19 protein-coding genes are annotated in these 19,371 nt (G+C 61.6%); 6 read left to right on the top strand and 13 right to left on the bottom strand.

The features are described 5' to 3' along the window. Nucleotides 1-3: 3 nt before the first annotated feature. From R4P70_RS24990 to R4P70_RS24980, 3 genes are all read left to right on the top strand, one after another. Nucleotides 4-324, top strand: a complete 321-nt coding sequence (locus R4P70_RS24990; protein WP_021342539.1) for a DUF362 domain-containing protein — start codon at nucleotides 4-6, stop codon at nucleotides 322-324. Then, nucleotides 324-1,148 carry an alpha/beta fold hydrolase gene (locus tag R4P70_RS24985; protein ID WP_021342540.1) on the top strand — a complete coding sequence of 275 codons (825 nt, stop codon included), beginning with the start codon at nucleotides 324-326 and terminating at the stop codon, nucleotides 1,146-1,148. The genes R4P70_RS24990 and R4P70_RS24985 overlap by 1 nt, the downstream gene beginning before the upstream one ends. A gap of 167 nt (nucleotides 1,149-1,315) precedes the next feature. Next, on the top strand, nucleotides 1,316-2,218 hold the full coding sequence (locus R4P70_RS24980) for an IclR family transcriptional regulator (protein WP_317832328.1): 903 nt from the start codon (nucleotides 1,316-1,318) through the stop codon (nucleotides 2,216-2,218). Between the two features lie 11 nt (nucleotides 2,219-2,229). On the opposite strand, the gene R4P70_RS24975 is transcribed toward R4P70_RS24980, so the two are convergent. The 5 genes from R4P70_RS24975 to R4P70_RS24955 form a co-directional block, all read right to left on the bottom strand. After that, nucleotides 2,230-3,753 carry an AMP-binding protein gene (locus R4P70_RS24975; protein ID WP_021342542.1) on the bottom strand — a complete coding sequence of 508 codons (1,524 nt, stop codon included), beginning with the start codon at nucleotides 3,751-3,753 and terminating at the stop codon, nucleotides 2,230-2,232. A 15-nt stretch (nucleotides 3,754-3,768) separates the two neighbouring features. Then, a complete protein-coding gene (locus R4P70_RS24970; RefSeq protein ID WP_021332885.1) occupies nucleotides 3,769-4,716 on the bottom strand; it encodes a zinc-binding alcohol dehydrogenase family protein in 948 nt (315 codons plus the stop codon). A 50-nt stretch (nucleotides 4,717-4,766) separates the two neighbouring features. Beyond that, nucleotides 4,767-7,103, bottom strand: coding sequence for a CoA transferase (locus R4P70_RS24965; protein WP_317832325.1), 2,337 nt, complete (start codon nucleotides 7,101-7,103; stop codon nucleotides 4,767-4,769). Nucleotides 7,104-7,222: 119 nt separating this feature from the next. After that, on the bottom strand, nucleotides 7,223-8,194 hold the full coding sequence (locus tag R4P70_RS24960; protein ID WP_007731596.1) for an ABC transporter substrate-binding protein: 972 nt from the start codon (nucleotides 8,192-8,194) through the stop codon (nucleotides 7,223-7,225). 26 nt (nucleotides 8,195-8,220) lie between these two features. Further along, the gene (locus tag R4P70_RS24955; RefSeq protein WP_020723626.1) at nucleotides 8,221-9,012 is read right to left on the bottom strand and encodes an enoyl-CoA hydratase/isomerase family protein; all 792 of its coding nucleotides are present in this window, start codon (nucleotides 9,010-9,012) and stop codon (nucleotides 8,221-8,223) included. Between the two features lie 191 nt (nucleotides 9,013-9,203). On the opposite strand from R4P70_RS24955, the gene tgt reads away from it, so the two are divergent. Beyond that, nucleotides 9,204-10,493: a tRNA guanosine(34) transglycosylase Tgt gene (tgt, locus tag R4P70_RS24950; protein WP_317832323.1), complete on the top strand. Its 1,290-nt coding sequence runs from the start codon at nucleotides 9,204-9,206 to the stop codon at nucleotides 10,491-10,493. Here tgt and R4P70_RS24945 read toward each other — a convergent pair. The 3 genes from R4P70_RS24945 to R4P70_RS24935 form a co-directional block, all read right to left on the bottom strand. Then, the gene (locus tag R4P70_RS24945; RefSeq protein WP_279162967.1) at nucleotides 10,484-11,218 is read right to left on the bottom strand and encodes a queuosine precursor transporter; all 735 of its coding nucleotides are present in this window, start codon (nucleotides 11,216-11,218) and stop codon (nucleotides 10,484-10,486) included. The genes tgt and R4P70_RS24945 overlap by 10 nt on opposite strands. A gap of 117 nt (nucleotides 11,219-11,335) precedes the next feature. Beyond that, nucleotides 11,336-12,280: a hypothetical protein gene (locus R4P70_RS24940; RefSeq protein ID WP_229757068.1), complete on the bottom strand. Its 945-nt coding sequence runs from the start codon at nucleotides 12,278-12,280 to the stop codon at nucleotides 11,336-11,338. A gap of 10 nt (nucleotides 12,281-12,290) precedes the next feature. Further along, nucleotides 12,291-13,013, bottom strand: a complete 723-nt coding sequence (locus R4P70_RS24935) for an RDD family protein (RefSeq protein ID WP_020968189.1) — start codon at nucleotides 13,011-13,013, stop codon at nucleotides 12,291-12,293. 130 nt (nucleotides 13,014-13,143) lie between these two features. Here R4P70_RS24935 and R4P70_RS24930 point away from each other — a divergent pair, with 130 nt between their 5' ends. After that, nucleotides 13,144-13,797 (top strand): DUF4190 domain-containing protein, encoded by a 654-nt coding sequence (locus R4P70_RS24930; protein WP_020968190.1) that lies wholly within the window; start codon nucleotides 13,144-13,146, stop codon nucleotides 13,795-13,797. A 28-nt stretch (nucleotides 13,798-13,825) separates the two neighbouring features. Here R4P70_RS24930 and R4P70_RS24925 read toward each other — a convergent pair whose 3' ends face one another. The 5 genes from R4P70_RS24925 to R4P70_RS24905 form a co-directional block, all read right to left on the bottom strand. Beyond that, complete coding sequence (locus R4P70_RS24925; RefSeq protein ID WP_070796504.1) at nucleotides 13,826-14,566, bottom strand: EAL domain-containing protein; 741 nt, start codon at nucleotides 14,564-14,566, stop codon at nucleotides 13,826-13,828. A gap of 255 nt (nucleotides 14,567-14,821) precedes the next feature. Continuing rightward, a complete protein-coding gene (gluQRS, locus tag R4P70_RS24920) occupies nucleotides 14,822-15,718 on the bottom strand; it encodes a tRNA glutamyl-Q(34) synthetase GluQRS (protein ID WP_317832316.1) in 897 nt (298 codons plus the stop codon). 1 nt (nucleotide 15,719) lies between these two features. Then, nucleotides 15,720-16,328, bottom strand: a complete 609-nt coding sequence (locus R4P70_RS24915; protein ID WP_019746515.1) for a TetR/AcrR family transcriptional regulator — start codon at nucleotides 16,326-16,328, stop codon at nucleotides 15,720-15,722. A gap of 51 nt (nucleotides 16,329-16,379) precedes the next feature. Beyond that, nucleotides 16,380-16,940, bottom strand: a complete 561-nt coding sequence (locus tag R4P70_RS24910; RefSeq protein ID WP_080910602.1) for a TIGR03086 family metal-binding protein — start codon at nucleotides 16,938-16,940, stop codon at nucleotides 16,380-16,382. A 51-nt stretch (nucleotides 16,941-16,991) separates the two neighbouring features. After that, nucleotides 16,992-18,059: an Lrp/AsnC family transcriptional regulator gene (locus R4P70_RS24905; RefSeq protein WP_225989443.1), complete on the bottom strand. Its 1,068-nt coding sequence runs from the start codon at nucleotides 18,057-18,059 to the stop codon at nucleotides 16,992-16,994. A 111-nt stretch (nucleotides 18,060-18,170) separates the two neighbouring features. Between R4P70_RS24905 and argE the strand changes: the two genes are divergently transcribed. After that, entirely contained in the window at nucleotides 18,171-19,358 is a 1,188-nt protein-coding gene (gene argE, locus R4P70_RS24900; RefSeq protein ID WP_317832313.1) for an acetylornithine deacetylase, read from the top strand. Nucleotides 19,359-19,371: the final 13 nt, after the last annotated feature.

Here is a 19,371-nt window from a genome sequence, read left to right as displayed (position 1 = left end):
GCCATGGCATTTGTCATCGGTGAAGCATGCATCGACTACACGGACCGATCGTGCATGGAAGAATGCCCCGTGGATTGCATCTACGAGGGTGATCGCAAGCTCTACATCAACCCGAACGAATGCATCGACTGCGGCGCTTGCGAATTGGCCTGCCCGGTGGAGGCGATCACCGTCGACCGGAAAGCAGACCCGGATTTCAAGGAAGACAACAAGCGCTTCTTCCTCGAGATCTTGCCTACCCGTAGCGAGCCTGTCGGAAATCCGGGTGGTTCGGCAAAGATCGACATCGTCGGCGTCGATACTCCGATGGTTTCGGCGTTCTGATGACTGGCGGCCTGCAACTCGGATACGTGGATTCGTCCTTCGGGCAATTGCATTATGCGCAACAAGGTTCGGGTGATGCGATTCTCCTGCTTCATCAGGCGCCCCGTTCGTGGGATGAGTTCCGCGAGCTCATTCCACTCCTTGCCGACGACTTCCTCGTTGTCGCGATGGACATGCCGGGGTACGGCAACAGTGCTCCGGTGCCCGGCCCGCAGACCATCGAGACCTATGCGCGAGGCGCGTGGGAATTGCTCGACACCCTGGGCGTCGATCGAGTCACGGTCATCGGCCACCACACCGGTGCGGCAGTGGCGCTCGAGATGGCGGCATCACGCCCCGAGAGGGTGCACGCTGCCGTGCTCTCGTCGTGCCCGTGGACCGACTGCAACTATCGCGAGGGGCACTCGGGACCCGGTGGGATCGATTGCGTCGACCGAGCCGCAGACGGTAGCCATCTCACCAGACTGTGGGAGATGCGTCGCCCCTACTACCCGGAACCAGGCACCGCGCTACTCGACAGGTTCATCCGGGACGCGCTTGCCTACCGGGTTGATCCGGCGGAGGGCCACAAAGCCTGTGCCCGCTACGTCATGGAGACGAGGATCGGTTCGGTGACTGCCCCGGTTCTGCTGATCGGAGCGCAGAAGGATCCCTTCTCGATGCCCAACCTGGGCCCCTTGCAGACGAACCTGACAGGTGCGGCGGTCGTGGAAACGGCAATCGTCGAATCCGGGACGGTGGCTCTCATCGAAGAGCACGCCCCCCAGATCGCCGAAGCCGTCCGCGTGTTTCTAGAGAATTACGCAGGTAGACGCCCGGTGTAAACTCTGCGAGACGGGTTCACTGAGCGGACCGTGTGGCGTGCGTCTCACCGTACAGTCACCATAGTCTCAGTATCGAAGCACCTGCACCCAGCGAGGGCCCCGACCGATTTCGGTCGCTGTGGCACTCGGTCTCGGCAGGCTGTCACAGATCGTTCAGGAGGACACTCATGGCCGCTCCACAACAATCCGTCGGGTTCGGATCGGTACTACCCATCGCGTTGGAAACGACCGCTGCATCGCAGCCTGCAGGTGAACTGTCCTCGGTCCTGGGCAAGGCTCGAATGATCTTGGACGCTTTCGACACCGACCACAGTGACCTGTCTCTGACGGAGCTCACCCGGCGCAGTGGGGTCGCGAAAGCGACGGTTCACCGGTTGGCCGGCGAGCTGGTCGAGTGGGGATTGCTCGAGCGCGCGGGTACCAAGTACCGGCTCGGCCTGCGATTGTTCGAGCTGGGCCAATTGGTGCCGCGTCAGCGGATTCTGCGCGACGCGGCGCTGCCGTACATGGAGGACCTACTGCTGGCGACGCAGGAGACGGTTCACTTTGCGGTTCGTGACGGCATCGACGTCCTCTACATCGAGAAGATCATCGGACACCGCGGGCTCAATCAGCAGTCGCGGGTGGCCGGCCGGCTCCCGCTGTACTGCACCGCCACCGGCAAGATCATCCTTGCCTTCTCCCCGCAATCGGTCTTCGACGAGGTAGTCGAGCAGGGTTTCACCGCCTTGACCAGTCGAACGACGATGTCCGTCAGCGTGCTGCGCCAGCAAACCGAGCGGATGCGTAAGGAACAACTCGCGGTGGAGGTCGAGGAGACACGGCTCGGGTACATGAGCGTCGCAGTGCCGGTGTTCAGCGGCCCGCGCACTCTGGCCGGCGCGTTGTCTGTGACAGCGCCGACGGCTCGCCTCAACGTCAGCCGCATCACCGGGGCCCTGCGCACTGCCGGCGCCGGAATCACCCGAAAACTTCATGCCATGAAGTGCACACATTCGCCGAGCGACCCGCTGGCTCTGCGCACGATCTGCAGTCCGGTGATGTGTTCGTTCAACGGTTGCGGCAAGTAGCGAGGCGCGGTCTATCGCCGGGCGCGGAACACGCTCTTCTCGCAGTCCCAGGTGTGTGGGCCGACGCCCCTCTCACGTAGCACTGCTTTCTGTACCTTGCCGGTTTCGGTGAGTGGCAACGTGTCCACGACGTCGATGTACCGGGGAAGTGCAAAGTACGGCAGCTGTTGCTGGGAGAACTCCAGAATCGAAATGGGGTCGAAAGATACTCCGGGGCGCAGTATTACAGTTGCCATGACGTCGTCCTCGGCCAGATCCGACGGTACCGGGAAGACGGCAACCTGACCGACCGACGGATGCAACGCCAGAACGGTTTCCACTTCGGCCCCGGAAATATTTTCACCGCGGCGCCGAATCACGTCTTTGATGCGATCGACAAATCGGAACCAGCCGTCTGCTTCCCGAATCACCCTGTCACCGGTCTGTATCCAACTCTCCGTCGCCGGAATCTCCTCGCCCAGATAGCCCAGTGAACAGGCGCCGGGGATCGTGCTGCGGACCACCAGTTCGCCGGGCTCCCCGTCTGCGGCAGCAGTACCGTCGTTGACGACTGCGGCGTCGTAGCCACTCATCACCCGCCCCATGTACCCGGCCCGCCGATCTCCCGGAAGTGTGCCGATCACGAGATTGGTTTCGGTACTTCCGAATCCGTCCACGAGTTCTACACCGAATCTCTGGGCAAACGGTTCGATCAGATGAGCCGGCGTTGCGGGGGCAAGTGCCACGTGGACGCTGTGCTGTCGGTCTTGCGGCGATGGGTCCGCGTTCATCAACATGGCCACCATCGCACCCAGCAGGTAGTCGACAGTTGCGCCGATCTCGCGAACTTCGCGCCAATGATTGCGGACCGAAAAGCGTTGTCCCAGGAAAAAAGTAGACCCGGCCCAAAGGGACTGAACAAAGGCATTGAGAGCATTGGTGTGAAACAGCGGCAGGCAGTTGTACAGCACATCGTCCCCGGTGAGCCCGAGTGAGGCGCCGACGCCTTTGCCCCACTGCAGGAACTGCGCGTGCGGGCATCGGACGCCTCGGGGCAGACCGGTGGTGCCGGAGGTGAAGAGTATCGCGGCCAGGTCGAGCGGATCGAGGGTCTCGGGCTCACAGCCCGGATGCGAACCGGCAGTGGGGACGCACTGTTCACCCATGACCCACACGGTGCCGTCGAATCCGGCTACAGCGCCTGAGTATTCGGGTGACACCAGGATCCGTTGTACACCAGCCTGTTCGAGTGCGCTGGCAACACTGTCGGCTCGGAGGGCCGTATTGAGTGGGACGACAACCGCACCGATCCACGCGCATCCGAGAACAAGGTCTGCCAGTTCGATCCTGTTGCCGGACAGTGCCGCCACGCGCTCCCCACGGCCGACACCGTGATTACGGAGATCCGCCCCCATCGACGCTGCACGATCCCGCAATTCGCGGTAGGTGACCGTGATCCCGTCGACGACGAGCGCCGGGTGCTCCGGACGCTCCAAAGCTCGCCTCCGGATCAAATCCGGAAGCGAGCGCGGAATGGCATGTGCGTCGTGGGGCATGGGTAATTGTATCCCTCAGGGTACGACGACGGCCCGGCCGGCAACTTTGCCCTCGCCCATCAACTGCAGTGCCGTTGCGATGTCATCCAGCGGAAACTCCTGCACTGCAACGGAAATCTTGCCTTCGATGAGCAGCCGGATCATTTCAGGTGCCAGTTCGGCTTGCCGGGCAGTCTTGCGAATCATGTTGACGGGCAGGATCCGGACATCGCTGAGCAACCAGTTCGGCAAGTCCAGGGTGAGGCTCTTACCCAAGGTATATCCGATCAGGGCAGCCCGGCCACCGGGGATAACACTCGCCAGAAGGTGCGGCAAGCCGTCGCCGCCAAGCGTGTCGATCACGGCGTCGACGGAAGGCTCGGATCCCAGCACCCCGGCAAGTTCGTCGCCTTGCCCGACGACGGGACGCACACCCTCCGGAAGCAAGGCGGCCTGATCTTCGCGCGGTACAACACCGATTACCTCGGACGCTCCGGCAAGCAGAGCGAACTGTGCTGCCATCGATCCGACAGCGCCGGATGCTCCGGCGACAACAACTCGTTCGCCGGGAGCGACGGCTGCAATGTCGTTGACGGCAACATAGCCGGTTGTGCTGGGCAGGAAGAAGGTTGCGGCGACGGCCGGCGACAGTGCGGGATCAAAGGGTGTGAACGCCTTGTCTGCCGCTACCAGATACTCAGCCCAGCAACCGTTCTTGAACAGGCCGACTCCGCCGCCTCGGACCAGAAGGCGGGTGCCAGGCTCATAGGTGTCGGATTCGATTACCGTCGCCGCTCCGTCTGTTCCACCGATATGTGGCAGGTTCGGCTTGACTCCGAAGTTTCCGCTCGCGACGGTGATGTCGAGATGGCCGAGCGCGGCAGCGTCGATGCGCACGAGCGTCTGACCGGATTCACGTGTGGGAATGTCGATGTCGTCGATGACCGGTGAAGTGCCGAACTGATGGAGTCGGGCCGCGCGCATTGTGTCTCCTAGGAGCGATCTGTGAATGGATGTACTGAATATGAGTGCGGTCAGGACAGGATCGACTGGTCGCGAAGTCCGGCGATCAGTTCGTCGCTGTATCCGAGCACCGACTCGAGGACGTCGTCGGTGTCCGCGCCCAGCACCGGCGCAGCGCGTCGGATCGAGCCGGGTTCGGAGTTCCGGCGAACGGGGATGCCTTCGTGGAGGAATGTTCCGGCGAGGGGATGTTCCTGTGCCGAATAGAAACTGCGTGCCCGAAGATGTGGATCGCTCTCGACCAGGTCGCGTCCGTCCTGGACGGTGCCGGCCGTGATACCCGCCGATTGCAAGCGTTCCATGACGGTTTCGGGTGACAGAGTCCTGGTCCAGTCGGCGATGGCGTCGTCGATACGTTCGTGATCGGCTTGGCGGCTTTCTGCACTCGCGAAGTCAGGATCGCCGATCCATTTCTCTGCTTCGATGATGCGGCACAATGCATTCCATTCCGTGGTATCGCGAACGGCAATCGAGCACCACCGGTCGCTGCCGAGGCACGGGTACACGCCGTGTGGTGCCAGTTCGTGATGGCTGTTGCCGATCGGATCGGGGGACTGTGACCGGGCGGCTCGGAGAACGCTGGTACCCATGTGCGCTGCCATGGCTTCGAGTTGTGACAGGTCTACGTGCTGTCCCCGGCCGGTCCGGTCGCGGTAGTCGAGGGCTGCCAGCATCGCGACGCCGGCTTGCAGTCCGGCGACGATGTCGCCATGACCGTAGATGACTCCGACAACGTCATCGGCGTTCCAGCCGGTCAGTGCGGTCAAACCGGTACTTGCCGAAACGATGTCGGCATACGACACCCAGTCCTTGCGAGGACCGGTGTGACCCATCCCGGACATCGACACGTAGATGATGTCCGGGTTGAGCTCCCGGAGTTGTTCGTAGCCGAGCCCCATCTTGTCCATGACCGACGAGCTGAAATTCTCGACCACGACGTCGGAGTTCCTGATCAGGTCGCGCAGTACCGAAAGGCCCTCTGCGGATCGGGTATCGAGTGTGATGCTGCGCTTGTTGCGGTTGACGTCGTTGAAGTACCCGCTGGTGTTCGGATTGTCGTGCGGTCCTCGCGAGAGATGCATGAACGGTGCAAAGCGAGTCGGGTCCGGGCGTCCGATCGATTCGACCTTGATGACATCGGCACCGTGGTCGGCAAGGATTCTGGTGCCGTACGGGCCCGCCAACACCCACGTGAGATCCAGGACGCGGACACCTTCGAGGCTGGGCGTGCTGCCACCGCTGAACTCGTGGGTTTCGTTCACTGCCACAGGCGAGGTGGCCTTCAAGAGTTCCTGATGCTGGCCCAACCGGGCAGCCTCGAGCGTTCCGATGCGCCGGCCTTCGGGGAAAGCGAAGCCGAACCCGAGATCGCGGTAGGTACCGTGATCTCCGGTCACGTCGGTGAAGAAGTCCCGGTCGTTGAGTTGCGGGTTACGCAGCAGTTCTTCGGGCCGGTCGACCGCTGCCCACGGCAACTTGCGTGACTGCGCGCTGACCGCGAATTCTTCCTTCGGCCACTTCGCGATGAAGGCGGACAGAACGTCGAAAATGTGTTCCTGATGCGTCTTTCGGTAGACCGCGTCGGACCACTCCGGTTGATCGAGATCGTCCTGAGCATCGTTGTCGATCAGCCAGGCCAACATGCCGTCCCACATGCGGGGGCTACCGCCGAGGCCGCCACCGACATAACCGTCGGCGGCCTGGAACAGTCCGTGCGGAACGAGCGGATGTACCCGGCCCGGACGCGGTGGTACGCGGTCCTCGTGAATGTAGGCAAGAGTGCCCGCTTCCAGCGCGGCGGCAACACATTCCTGAGCGCTGATCTCCAGCAACGGGTTGTGGCCCTTGGATCGCGAACGCAGTCCGAGAAGCACGCCGATTGCGGCATTGATTCCGGCGAGCTGCTCAGCCTGGAGTTCGGGGAGCAGCAGTGGAGGGTGCTCGGGATCGCCGACCTGGGCCATCATCCCGCCGAGTGCCGCGACGGTCAGATTTGTTGCCTTCCAGTCACTTCGCGGTCCGGTTGTGCCGAAGGGTGTCACTCGTACGTGAACGAGAGATCCTCGGTTGTCGCGTAGAGCGCCGGTCGCGCTGCCGTCGAGCAGGACGTCGGCACTGCGCAGCAGTGCTTCGAAAGCGAGGCGATCGTTGCTGTCGTCGATATCGAGGACAACGGACTTCTTGCCCGCATGCCAATGCAAGTACGAATCACCCTGGGACTCGGTGCGACTGGGGTCACCGGTGGGTGGTTCTACCAGAATGACCTCGAAACCCAGCCCGACCAGGATGCGCCCGGCGAATCGCGCAAACGGACTGGAAATCTCTACGACCCGTACCGGGGGATGCACCACAACTACTCCGTTTCAATCGAAAGATATCGCCGAACCGACTGGTGTCGAACGTAGTTCTGCGGGCCGGTGGGCGACATGATTTCGGTCTGCCCACCGGACCCGTTCTCACTCTCCGCTCAGGCGGCGTTCTGCTCGAACCATCCCGAGAGGAGGACAGCGGACGGATCGATGTCCGCGGAGATCTTGCCCTGCTCGCGGAAGAATGCAACAAGTTCGTTTGCGCGCTCCACGTCGTCCTCGGTGAATCCGCGTCCACCGAAATCGATTTGGGTCACCCGGTCTGCGGCCTCGGCCGGGTCCATCTGGATAGACGCGGCAATTGCGGTTGCAGCCCGATCCGGATCCGAGTTCACGATTGCCGACGCTTCCGAGATCACCTTGAACACCTTGCCTGCGGTTTCTTCGTTCGCGGACAACCAGTTGTCCGAAGCGATGATCCATTGGGCGTACTTGGCGCCGAAGTCGCCGGTCGTGGCAACAACGCGCCCGCCGGTATTGACACTCTGCGTCACCCAGGGGTCGAAGGACAGGAAGCCGTCGATGTCACCGCGCGCCAGCAAAGCAGGCTGTTCGGGCGGGCTTGTGCTCACGAGTGTGACCGTCGTGGGGTCGATGCCGAGACTGGCCAGGTACTGGTTCGTGAAGTAGAGGCCGATGCCGGGGAAGACGCCCATGGTCTTGATCGACTTCGGCTCGACGCCATTCCTCAGTACAACCTGGAAGTATCGGTCGGATTCCTGAAATACGCCCAGCGCCCGCAGGCTCGGATTGGCGGCCATGACGGACAGTGCCGTCGAGTCGGCATTGCCGGAGAGTTCCGAAGTTCCGGCTACGACGTTCTGGGCGCCCGCCGCCCCGCCTTCCGTCTGGATGACCTGGACGTCGAGGCCGGCGGCCTCGAACATGCCCTCGTGGTCGGCCAGGAAAATCGGGGCGTACGACGGGTCTACACCCACCGCGATCCGTACCAGGCCACCACTTTCCGCGGAGTTGTCGGTAGCGGGCCGGGTGCATCCGCTGACCGCGATCGTCAGGGCGGCGAGAGAAGCGACTGCGCCCACCCATTTCTTCTGAAATTTGTTGAGCATGATGGCCTCTCGGTAAATGGGAGCTGTCAGCGTCCCGTGAAGGTGGGGGACCGCTTGTCGAGGAATGACTGAAGTCCCTCAGCAGCGTCGTCCGTCTTGATCAGGTCGAGCACTGCCTCGAATTCGAGATCCAGCGCTTGATCGAGCGGCAACGACATGCCCTCGTCGACAATGCGTTTGATCATTCCGATGGTGGCAGTGGGTTTCGTCGCGAGTTCGCGTGCGAGGTCAGCGCAATGCGCATCGAGGTCGGCGTCCGCAACGACGGTGTCGACCAGGCCGATATCGAGTGCATGCTCGGCGCTGAGGCGCTTGCCTTCGATCATGAGCACTTTGGCTCGGTGAGCGCCGATGAGGCGTGGAAGTCGCTGGCTGCCACCGGCACCCGGAAAAAGTCCAAGTCCGATCTCGGGGAAGCCGATGGTCGCCGACTGCGCCATGATGCGGAAGTCGCAGGCCAACGTCAGTTCTGCTCCGCCGCCGAGTGCGTGCCCGTTGATCTTCGCGACGACAGGTTTGGGAGCCGACTCGAGGATCCGCTGTACGTCGACCCACGGGCGCATCGCGCGCTGAGTTTCTTCCGTCAGCTCGCGCATCACGGTGATGTCCGCACCGGCGACGAAGAACCGTCCAGTGCCCGTCACGACAATGACGCGGACGGTCTGGTCCGACGCGAGTACCGGCAGTATCTCCAGAAGCTCGGCGATCATGCTGGGGTTGAATGCGTTGGCTGGAGGTTTGTCGATAGTCACGGTGGCAATCGAGTCTGTGACGTCGACGGTGACGAAGTTGTAGGTCTGGCCGGTCTGTCTCGTCAAGTGAGCTCCTGTCAGCGGGCTGGCGGGGTAAACCGGTCGAGCCGGGGGATGTGTAGTGGGAAGTATGGTGGGGACCCTCACGCGGCGGTACCGCTCGGGTTCGGTCAGTAGACCAATGCGGATGCTGATCGCGTAGGAACTTTCTTCGCTGTGATCACGGCGATATTTGCTCCTGTGACAGGATTGAGCCCGTGACTTCTGCAGTACCGACACCGCCCGTGCCCGCCGTCGACAAGCGTCCCGAGTCGATCTTCACGATAGGGACCAGGCTCGAGGACCGGCTCGGACGAACCGGCACCATCCACACACCGCACGGCGATATCGCGACGCCGTCGTTCGTGGCCGTTGGAACCAAGGCCACGGTCAAGGCCGTGCTGCCCGAGTCCATGAAGGAACTCGGTGCGCAGTCGTTGCTCGCTAATGCGTACCACCTGTACCTGCAGCCGGGACCCGACATCGTCGACGAGGCGGGCGGGTTGGGCAAGTTCATGAACTGGGACGGACCTACCTTCACCGACAGCGGTGGCTTCCAGGTGATGTCCCTTGGCGTCGGGTTCAAGAAGGTGCTCGCGATGGAAGCCGTCGGCGTGCAGTCCGACGACGTCATCGCAAAGGGCAAGGAGCGTCTCGCGACGGTCGACGACGAGGGCGTGACGTTCAAATCGCACCTCGACGGCAGCAAGCATCGCTTCACCCCCGAGGTGTCGATGCAGATTCAGCATCAACTGGGCGCCGACATCATGTTCGCGTTCGACGAGCTCACCACGTTGCTCAACACCCGCGGCTATCAGGAGCGATCGGTCGAGCGCACGCAGGCGTGGGCGATCCGCTGCATCAACGAGCACGAGAAGCTCACCGCTGAACGCGCCGAGAAGCCCTATCAGGCTCTCTTCGGGGTGATCCAAGGCGCGCAGTACGAAGATCTGCGTCGTCAAGCCTGCCGTGGCCTCGAGTCGATCGAAGGCGAGAACGGATACGGCTTCGACGGGTACGGCATCGGCGGCGCCCTCGAGAAGCAGAACCTCGGCACAATTGTGCGTTGGTGTAACGAGGAACTACCCGAGACCAAGCCGCGTCATATGCTCGGCATCAGTGAACCGGACGACTTCTTCGTCGCAATCGAGAACGGCGCGGACACTTTCGACTGCGTCAATCCGTCGCGTGTTGCTCGCAATGCCGCGATCTACGTCCGCTCCGGCCGATTCAACATCAATACCAGCCGATTCCGTCGTGACTTCACGCCTATCGACGACGAGTGCGACTGCTACACCTGCGCCAATTACACCCGCGCGTACATGCATCACCTGTTCAAGGCGAAGGAAATGCTCGCGTCGACGCTGTGCACCATCCACAACGAGCGATTCACCGTGAAGTTGGTCGACGACATCCGAGCCAGCATCGAAGGCGGATACTTCCACGACTTCAAAGCGGACATGCTCGGAAAGTTCTATGCGGCGAAGACGCCTGCACCTCAGACGTAGGTCGGTTCGCGCTTCTTCACGTAGGCGATGACGCGGTAGGTGATCGGCATGACCAGAACCTCGACAAGCGTCTTCCACAGGAAGCCGACCAGCACGTAGTTGATGAAGTCTTCCCACGTGCTGATGCCGATGACACCGGCTGCGATGGAACAGAAGATGAGGGTGTCGGCGAATTCGCCGACGACGGTCGAGCCGATCAGCCGCGCCCACAGGTGCTTCTCCTGCATGCGCTTTTTCATCATGACCAGGACCAGGGAGTTCAGCAGCTGGCCGACGAGGTAGGCGGCCAATCCTGCGACCAGCAGCCGGGGAATGACGCCGACCACGGTTTCGAGGGCGGCCTGGTTCTCGTAGAACTCTGCCGACGGGAGTTGCACAGCGATCCAGAAGCACGCGGCGGCAAGAATCAGTGCGCCGAAGCCCAGGTAGATCGCGCGTCGGGTCGCTTTGAAGCCGTACACCTCGCTGAGTACGTCACCGAGGACGTAGGCAAGCGGGAACAAGAAGAATCCACCATCGGTGATGATGGGCAGAATCTGCAAGGGACCGAGCGAGAAGTCGGAATCCGCAAAGAAGGCGACCCCCTTTGTCGCCGCCACGTTCGAGATCAGCAGCGTTGCGGTGAAGAGCGCGACGATTGTCGGGTAATAACCCCGGCTGACGTGCGCAAATTTGGCTTCGTGGGTCGATTCGTCTTGCTGATCCTGAGCTGTCACGTCCGTCATCCAAGCACCACAAGGCGCTCGGATGCGAGTTGGCGACCGTCCAGTTGCGCAGAACACACCGAAGGCCCTGCGGTTTCACGTGGAACCGCAGGGCCTTCGGTGATGCAAACGAACTGATCAGGCAGCTACATGGCCGCCGGTCAGCACGCGGTATGCGTAGGTACTGGCGATCAGCGCGACGGGCGCCGTCACGAGAAGACCGATTCCGCACAGCAGTGCGCCGATGATGTTGATACCGATCAGAGCGAGCGCCAGCAGGATCAACGTTCCGACGTTCGACGAGGTCAACGCGTAGCTCGATTTGATGCCCGAAATCGCATCCTGATTCTTGTCCACGATGAAGGTCAGCGTGTAGTAGAGCAGGAACGCCGCGATGATGCCGGGAATGATGCACAGAACCAAACCGACATAGGTGGCGACGGCGACAAGGAAACCGCCGAGAACAACTGCACCGATGTTCGTGAATTGGAAGAAGGTGCCGAAAGCCGGCTTGATTCCGTCCAATTCGCTCAACGCTCCACGAAGGAATGCGGCTTGGATGATGTAGCCGACGATTGCGGTGACCAATCCACCCACGATCGACAGCGCGCTGAATTCGGTATTGGTGTAGTCGAAGCCGTTGAAAGCACCTTGGATGAGTCCGGCGATCAGAAAAGCGATGATCGAGATCCCGATCCAGACCAGTGCGTTGTCTTTGAACTTGTTCCAGCCGTAGGAAATTGCCGCACCCACAGAAAGCTGGGGGGCGCCGAAGCCTGCGCCGTAGTCATTCGGGGGCGGAGGCGGGAAGTTGCCACCACCGGGAGGAGGCGGGTACCCACCGGGAGGCGGGTAGTTTCCGCCGGGAGGGGGATAGCTTCCACCCTGCGGGGGTGGAGGGAAGTTGCCCTGTGGGGGCGGCGGGTAGCCGCCGGGCGGGGGATAACTTCCACCCTGCGGAGGACCGGCCGGTGGAGGATAACTCCCCGGAGGGGGTGTTCCCTGCTGGCCGTACGGATCCTGGGGTGGGAATTGCTTCCCGTCTTCTGGGTTCTGGTTGGGGTCTTGCCCACCGGTTGTCATATATGTCTACCTAACCCTTGACTACCTGAGTCCCACCAGCGAGCTCGTCATGCTTGCCCTGCTTGGTGGGGCTGTTGTTGATGGTGACCGCGATGACGATGTAGGCGACCAGCGCGAGGATTCCGCCGATGATCGGAATGATCGAGAGCAACGTGAAGGCGTTGCGAATCGCAGACTGCTGGACGGAGGGGCGAGGTGCGCCGCCCGGACCGTGCACTGAAAGGCCCAGAATCATCTTTCCCAAAGTCCGACCCTGCGTTACTTCCATTGCGATGAAGTAAGCGAAGGTCAGAATTCCCGAGAACAGTCCCGAGATCAGAATCAAGCTGTCGGAGTCACTGACCAAGAGAGCCAGAATCGCGGCGATGATGCCGACGATGATTCCGTCGATGATGCGGGCGCCGAGTCGAATCCACAGATCACCCGGCTGAGCACCCGAGGGCAGTCGATTTCCTCCGCCGTACGCACCTTGGTCGTTGAACTGCGGAGGCGGCGGGAAGTTGCCGCCCTGCGGAGGCGGCGGGTATCCACCGGGCGGCGGGTAGTTGCCACCCTGAGGGGGCGGGAAGTTCCCGCCCTGTGGAGGAGGCGGGTAGCTACCGCCCTGCGGGGGGCCTGCGGGAGGTGGGTAACTTCCGGGAGGAGGTGTTCCCTGCTGGCCATATGGATCCTGGGGTGGGAATTGCTTCCCTCCTTCTGGATTCTGGTTGGGGTCGTACCCGCCGGTTGTCATGTGTTCCCCTCAGTCGTAAATATCGCGCTCGAGTGTGACAGTGGATATGACCCTACTGGGATCAAAGAGCGATGTGGATGACATCTGCTCACTTGGATTCGGAGGTCACCTGTGGTTTAGGCTGCGTTGTATGACGAGTTCTGGGGGCAACAACGACGATTCTTCGAGCGATTACCAGGCAAAACCTGGATACGGAGAATTTCCGAGCCTGCCGCCCGAGGGGTACGGCGTGTCCCCGTCCGAAACGCAGTCTTCACCTGAAGTTCCCGGATATACCACTCCCAACGAGCAGTACCCGGGTTATCCGCCGCCGTCGTACAACCCAACCGGTAATACGCCTCAGCCGGGTGGAATTGGTGAACCCAATCCATACCTGCCGCCGCAGAATTTCGGACCGCCGAATCAATATCAGCCGAATCAATATCAGCAACCCGGACAATACGGACAAGCTCAATACGGACAGCCCCAATACGGTCAACCGCCGAATGCGTACGGTCAACCGAACCAATTCGCTGGTGGATACATCCCGCCGATGCAGCCAGTCGGCACCAATGGTCTCGCAATTGCGTCGTTGGTGGTATCGCTTGCAGGCGGTTGTTTCTACAGTCTCGGCGGAATCATCGGAATCATTTTGGGAATTGTCGCGCTCAATCAGATCAAGCAGACAGGTCAAGAGGGACGCGGGCTTGCGATAGCCGGAATTGCGGTCGGAGCAACTTTCTTGGCCATTTTTGCCGTGATTCTCGTGGTCGCACTCATCGCGAGCGCATCGTCGTCGTACTGAAGTGGCGTCGTACTGAAGTGGCTGGCGCTCACACGGGAGTGACTATGGACGACGCAGGAAGCGGCTTCCCGAAGTAATAGCCCTGGCCCATGTCGCAGCCGGCCTGCAAGACGTTGGCTGCGTGTTCCGCGGTTTCGACGCCCTCGGCGATCGAATCAAGCCCGAGTTTTCGAGCGATGTCGGCGATTGACTCCATGACCATGAAGGCGCGGTCTCCAGTACGACCCGCTGCGCTGACGGCCCAGGTCAAGGATTGGTCGATCTTGAGAATGTCGAGCGGCAATTCCGACAACGCGGAGAAAGACGCGAAGCCCGCCCCGAAATCATCCAGCGCGATTCGAATTCCCTCGTTATGCAAGACGTGAAGGGTCTCGGCGGCATGCCGACCCACGACGCCGAGTTCGGTGACTTCCACGATGATTCTGCTCAGTGGGGTTTCTGAACTGTCCAGCGCTCCGAGGATCTCGTGAGCGGCGTGCGGGGTAGCGAGTTGGCGAGGTGAAAAGTTGACCGCGACCATCATGTGCTCAGGCCACGACGCTGTTTGGGCACAGATCATGTCCAGAGCCTGCAGCCCGATGGGAATGATGAGCCCAGAGGATTCGGCGGAGCGCATGAAATCTTGGGGTTCGATCAACCCTCGAAGCGGATGGCGCCACCGCAGAAGTGCTTCATAGCTGATAATTGCTGACGAGTTCAGATTGACCTGGGGTTGATACAACACCTCGAATTGATGGTCGTCGAGTGCCTCGCGAAGCTCGCGGACCATGCGTATTCCTTTTCGTCCTGAGTCGCCCGTGCCGCACGTGCGTGTCAGCGTGGATGCTGCAAGTGGGTACTGCGGTCGGATCCCAGGTTCAGATCCCGGGCGTAGTTTTGCAGGGACTACTCGCCCTGAATTTCCTTCGCCAGTCTTGACCGTACTTCACTAATCGAGAATTGCCAACGAATAGCTATTGCGGACGGCTTTGTCATATCGGACAATCGAGCTTTTGTCCCGACGAGGTATCGATTGAAACTTCACTTACTTCGCCGGGAAAATCCACGGGGTTCGGGGGATCTTGCGAGAGTCGAATCGATCCGCCAATTGGGGTGGTGTGACAACTTCGCCGGGTTCAGCGAGACCGATGCTCGACGCGATCATTGTCAGGACCTGTTCGGCACTGCGTCCGGCCTCGAGTTGATCGGCCAGAGTCACCGCGCCGTCGCGCTTCGCGAGTCGTTTGCCTTCACTGTTCAACGCGAGAGGAACGTGGGCGTACGACGGCGGTTCGATGTCGAGCAGTTGAGCAAGGTGCGCCTGACGCGGCGCCGAGGTCAGGAGGTCGTCGCCGCGGACCACTTGGTCGATGTTCTGCGCACCGTCGTCGACGACCACGGCGAGGTTGTAGGCGGGTACGCCGTCTCCGCGGAGCAGTACGACGTCGTCGACTTGCCCCGTCACCTCGCCGAACAGTTCGTCGTGCACGGTGAACGAATCGATGTCGGCCCGTAGCCTCAGCGCGGGGGATCGGCCGCTTGCCGATTTCTCGGCGCGTTCGGCCGCCGACAGGTTCCGGCACGTGCCGGGATAGGCGCCATCGGGAGCATGGGGAGCGGACGGTGCCTGCAGGATCTCCTTGCGTGTGCAGAAGCAGGGATAGGTCAGGTGGCGCTCGCGTAGTAGCTCGATAGCGTTGTGGTACAAGGGAAGACGGTGCGACTGCAATACGCCTGGGCCGTCCCATGTGAGGCCGAGCCTGCGCAGATCGTCGAGTTGTCGTTCCATCGAGCCGGGTCGGACACGGTCGAGATCCTCGACTCGAATGAGGAAGTCGCGACCGCTGGTGCGGGCGAACAGCCAGGCCAAGAGGGCGGTACGGAGGTTTCCCAGATGGAGATCGCCGGACGGGCTCGGCGCGAAGCGCCCTGCTCCTGCCACGTCAGCTGGCGAGCCCGACGGAGGCGAGCGGGTTCTCGGCGTCGTGCAGGGTGAGGCGGATCTGGGTTTCCAAAGCGTGATCGAGGTACTGCGGCGGATACATGGCGGGGCTTCCGAGTGCGTCGAGGGCCAATCCATTGACGGTTGAAAGTAGAAGTGCCGCTCTGGTTTCCGCTTCCGGAGTTCCGATCCCGATCAGAACTGTCGAGATGCCGGTGCGGATTGTGAACAGGGTTGTCCGGCGGATTTCGGAGAGTGACTCACTGGTTGCGGCGCGCACGGCAAACGCGGCGAGCACATGCGCCTCACGCGTGCGTTGCTCGTCGAGGGGCAGGAGTTGCGAGAGCGCCTGGAACAGGGCGGTATGCGGGTCCGCGTCGGCGGACGATTCGGCCAGTCTGGTCAACAATCGATCGACGAGTGTTCGCAGTGCGAATGCGAACATCTCGTCCTTGGTCGAGAAATGATGTTGCACTGCGCCGATCGAGACACCCGCCCGTTTTGCGACCTCGCGAACGCTGGCATTTTCCAGTCCGGATTCCGCGGCGACATCGAACAATGCCGCCGCAAGCAGGTCTGGACTCGTGGAGGATTTTCGGCGTTCCGGCATACCGCGACATTACATGTGTATGGAAGTAATGCCCACGTCAGGGGTGCTTTTTCACGCCTTCCGGCCGAGAAAGGCAAGGAGTTTCGTCGCTTTGTCAGCGTTGTCCGGAACCTGTATTTCCGGGCCGCACACACCGCTCATACGGATCGACTCGCCGAGGCCCGCGGCTATCTCCGACACCCACTCCACGTCCGTGTCACGCATCGTCGTATCGGTGCCGGTCGCGGCTGCGAGATCCCAACCGTGGATGACCAGATCGAAACACAAGAACCCCTCGACCGTGGCCCCGAGGTTGGTCCGGCCGAAGTGCCCGTCGTATTCGAGGGTGGACTTTGCCGGATCGTCCAGAATGGCCTGCATCGAATCTCGGACGGCCGCCCAGGCTGCCGACGGGTCGTCGTCGACCGACGGACCGGGTGCCAATTCCAGGCCGACTACCTTGACCATGTCTCGTTCGCTGTCGAGCACGTGTCTCACCACGTCGCGGGCGGTCCAGCCCTCGCAGGGGGAAGCGTTGTCCCAGCGGTCGGCGGGTACGGCGTCGATCCGCGCCGTGAATCCGGCGGCCAGATCCCGGTAACGCTGGGCGGGGGAGATCTCTGTTGAAGTCATGACAGCAATCCTTCTCCACCGCGGCGCGTCATGATTGATTATTTCGGACATTCACTCGATCTCCGGGGCTTCCGCCCAGATGTCCATCGGTACGACCCCGGCGCTCTTGCCTTCGTCATCGAGAAGTCGGCCCACCCTCTTCATCGATCGCAGCACCACTGACCTGTTCAGCACCACCAGGCCCGGTGCCTCTTGTGCGAGTTGCACTTCGGTAATGGGAGTTTCGCGAAGGGAGTGTGCGGCGATCGCGAGCAGTGTGTTGGCGCGTCCACCGGATATCCGCATGCACACTCGTGTTCCAGGCACTCGCTCCACCAGAGCACGAATCGTCGACCGGTCCGTGGGATCGACATATCCCCACACCCAGGTCACGAGGGGCCAGCCGGACAGCGGTAGAGACACGTCGCAGCGGAACACAATTTGGTTGCGCGACGTCAGTTCGGCAAGTCGCCGCCTGACCGTACTTTCGCTGAGGCCGGTACCGACCGTGAGCTCGGCAATCGAGGATCGACCGTCCTCGCCCAGCTTCAATATCAATTGGCGGTCGACCGCGTCGAAAGTTTTCCCGTGATGGCGCTGATCCGTCGGAGCATATTTGTAGCGCACAGGCCGGTCTGTCATCACCGCCCGCTGCGTGGCATCGAGTACCTGCAATTTCCAGTCGTCTCCGATCGCGAAGACCTCGGTGACGAGGTGTGCACGCGAACTGACGATCCCGGGCACCGACGCGAGTGAGCGAAGCAGGAAACGCGACAGGAAAGCCATGTCTCTGACCTCGACGAGAAGAGTCAAGTCGCCTGGGCCGCTTGTGTGTTCGACGCTCAGAACCTGCGGCCAGCGGGCAAGACGTTCCGCAATCGCCAAGGCGTTCGAAGTCGTACAGTCGACTTCCACGAAAGCCAGACACGATTCCGGACGGCCGTGGCCGGTTGCCCTCGCGGAGACCCAGGCGGTGCCGGAGTCCTGTAGCCGTTGCCAGCGGCGCGCGACGGTAACCGGATCAACTTTGAGGGCGTCACCAACCGTGCGCCACGACGCTCGCGGGTCGAGTTGCAGGCAATTGATCAGGGCGAGGTCGACGTCGTCGAGCACGGCGGAATCCTGCGTTTCTTCGATCATGTTGCAAGTATCGTGCATCTTCATTGTGTCTGGGATCACTTCATTCATGCTCGAAGGGCAGAACGCGGTGGCAAGTGCCCACCGCGTTCGTGCTGTGAAAGGAGAACCCAGATGTCGTCCACCACGTTGTCCGCTGTTCCAACCGAGAGAAGTCTCGACTGGGTGCAGCGCCTCATCGGAATCGATACGACGAGTGCCGTGAGCAATCGACCGTTGATCGATCTCATCGCCGCGGAACTACGTCGCCACGGGGTCGAGCCGATACTCGTTTCCGACGACGAGGGTTCCAAGCTGAACCTGTTGGCAACATTCACGCCTCCTGACGGAAGCACTGCCGGTGGAGTGATGTTTTCCGGCCATACAGATGTAGTGCCGGTCGACGATCAAGACTGGAGCAGCCACCCTTTCACTCCCGAAATTCGCGACGGAAGTCTGTACGGACGCGGCACGTGCGACATGAAGTCGTTCATCGGGATCGTTGTCGCGGCGATCCCCGACATCGTTGCTCGGCCGCTGGCGAAGCCGATTCACTTTGCATTCTCCTACGACGAGGAAGTCGGCTGCATCGGTGCGGCCGGGTTGGTCGAGGAGGTTGTTTCCCGGAACCTGCGCCCTGATGTGTGCGTCGTCGGAGAGCCGTCGGAGATGCGGGTCATTCGCGCACACAAGTCGATGAACGTCATACGTGTTGATCTGCATGGTGTTTCGGCGCACTCGTCGCTTACTCCGCAAGGAGTCAACGCGATCGAATACGGCGCCGAGTTGATTCGATTCGTCAGAAGCGCGGCCGACGAGCTCCGTGCGTCCGGCCCGTACGACGACGCATTCGAAGTGGCCTGGACGACGTGCTCGGTCAATCTCGTATCCGGCGGGATCGCAGTGAACACTGTCCCCGAGGATTGCTCCATCACTTTCGAATTCAGGAGCATCAGCTCAGCTGGCGCCGCAGATTTGCTCGAACGCTTTGCCGCCGAGGCGAATCGGATCGAAAACCTGATGCAGGAAGAAAACCCGTCAGCCTCCGTGACGATGCACGTGTCGGCCTCGGTTCCTCCCCTGGAGACGGATGCGAATGCTTCGGCGGCCGCACTGGTCGAACAATGGGGTGGTCGGTCCTCGGACGAAAAGGTCGCGTACGCCACCGAGGCCGGGATGTTCGCGAGTATCGGTGTCCCCACTGTCGTGTGTGGGCCGGGAAGCATCACTCAGGCGCATGCACCTGACGAGTACGTGACACTTGACCAATTGGCACAGTGCGAGCAGTTCGTTCGGAACGTCATCGCTCACGCCCGCGCCTGACCCACCCTCACCC

The sequence above is a fragment of the Rhodococcus sp. IEGM 1241 genome, from assembly GCF_033142365.1.
Classification (GTDB): Bacteria; Actinomycetota; Actinomycetes; order Mycobacteriales; family Mycobacteriaceae; genus Rhodococcus_F; species Rhodococcus_F erythropolis.
Note: the sequence above shows the minus strand (reverse complement) of the source record. Positions and strands in the feature narration are given on the sequence as shown.

Coding starts and splice junctions, on each gene's coding strand:
- argE (WP_317832313.1), top strand. CDS start 18,171: ATGTCGTCCACCACGTTGTCCGCTGTTCCAACCGAGAGAAGTCTCGAC.
- R4P70_RS24935 (WP_020968189.1), bottom strand. CDS start 13,013: ATGACAACCGGCGGGTACGACCCCAACCAGAATCCAGAAGGAGGGAAG.
- R4P70_RS24940 (WP_229757068.1), bottom strand. CDS start 12,280: ATGACAACCGGTGGGCAAGACCCCAACCAGAACCCAGAAGACGGGAAG.
- R4P70_RS24960 (WP_007731596.1), bottom strand. CDS start 8,194: ATGCTCAACAAATTTCAGAAGAAATGGGTGGGCGCAGTCGCTTCTCTC.
- R4P70_RS24925 (WP_070796504.1), bottom strand. CDS start 14,566: ATGGTCCGCGAGCTTCGCGAGGCACTCGACGACCATCAATTCGAGGTG.
- R4P70_RS24990 (WP_021342539.1), top strand. CDS start 4: ATGGCATTTGTCATCGGTGAAGCATGCATCGACTACACGGACCGATCG.
- R4P70_RS24975 (WP_021342542.1), bottom strand. CDS start 3,753: ATGCCCCACGACGCACATGCCATTCCGCGCTCGCTTCCGGATTTGATC.
- R4P70_RS24905 (WP_225989443.1), bottom strand. CDS start 18,059: ATGATCGAAGAAACGCAGGATTCCGCCGTGCTCGACGACGTCGACCTC.
- R4P70_RS24915 (WP_019746515.1), bottom strand. CDS start 16,328: ATGCCGGAACGCCGAAAATCCTCCACGAGTCCAGACCTGCTTGCGGCG.
- R4P70_RS24910 (WP_080910602.1), bottom strand. CDS start 16,940: ATGACTTCAACAGAGATCTCCCCCGCCCAGCGTTACCGGGATCTGGCC.
- R4P70_RS24985 (WP_021342540.1), top strand. CDS start 324: ATGACTGGCGGCCTGCAACTCGGATACGTGGATTCGTCCTTCGGGCAA.
- R4P70_RS24970 (WP_021332885.1), bottom strand. CDS start 4,716: ATGCGCGCGGCCCGACTCCATCAGTTCGGCACTTCACCGGTCATCGAC.
- R4P70_RS24980 (WP_317832328.1), top strand. CDS start 1,316: ATGGCCGCTCCACAACAATCCGTCGGGTTCGGATCGGTACTACCCATC.
- R4P70_RS24945 (WP_279162967.1), bottom strand. CDS start 11,218: ATGACGGACGTGACAGCTCAGGATCAGCAAGACGAATCGACCCACGAA.
- R4P70_RS24930 (WP_020968190.1), top strand. CDS start 13,144: ATGACGAGTTCTGGGGGCAACAACGACGATTCTTCGAGCGATTACCAG.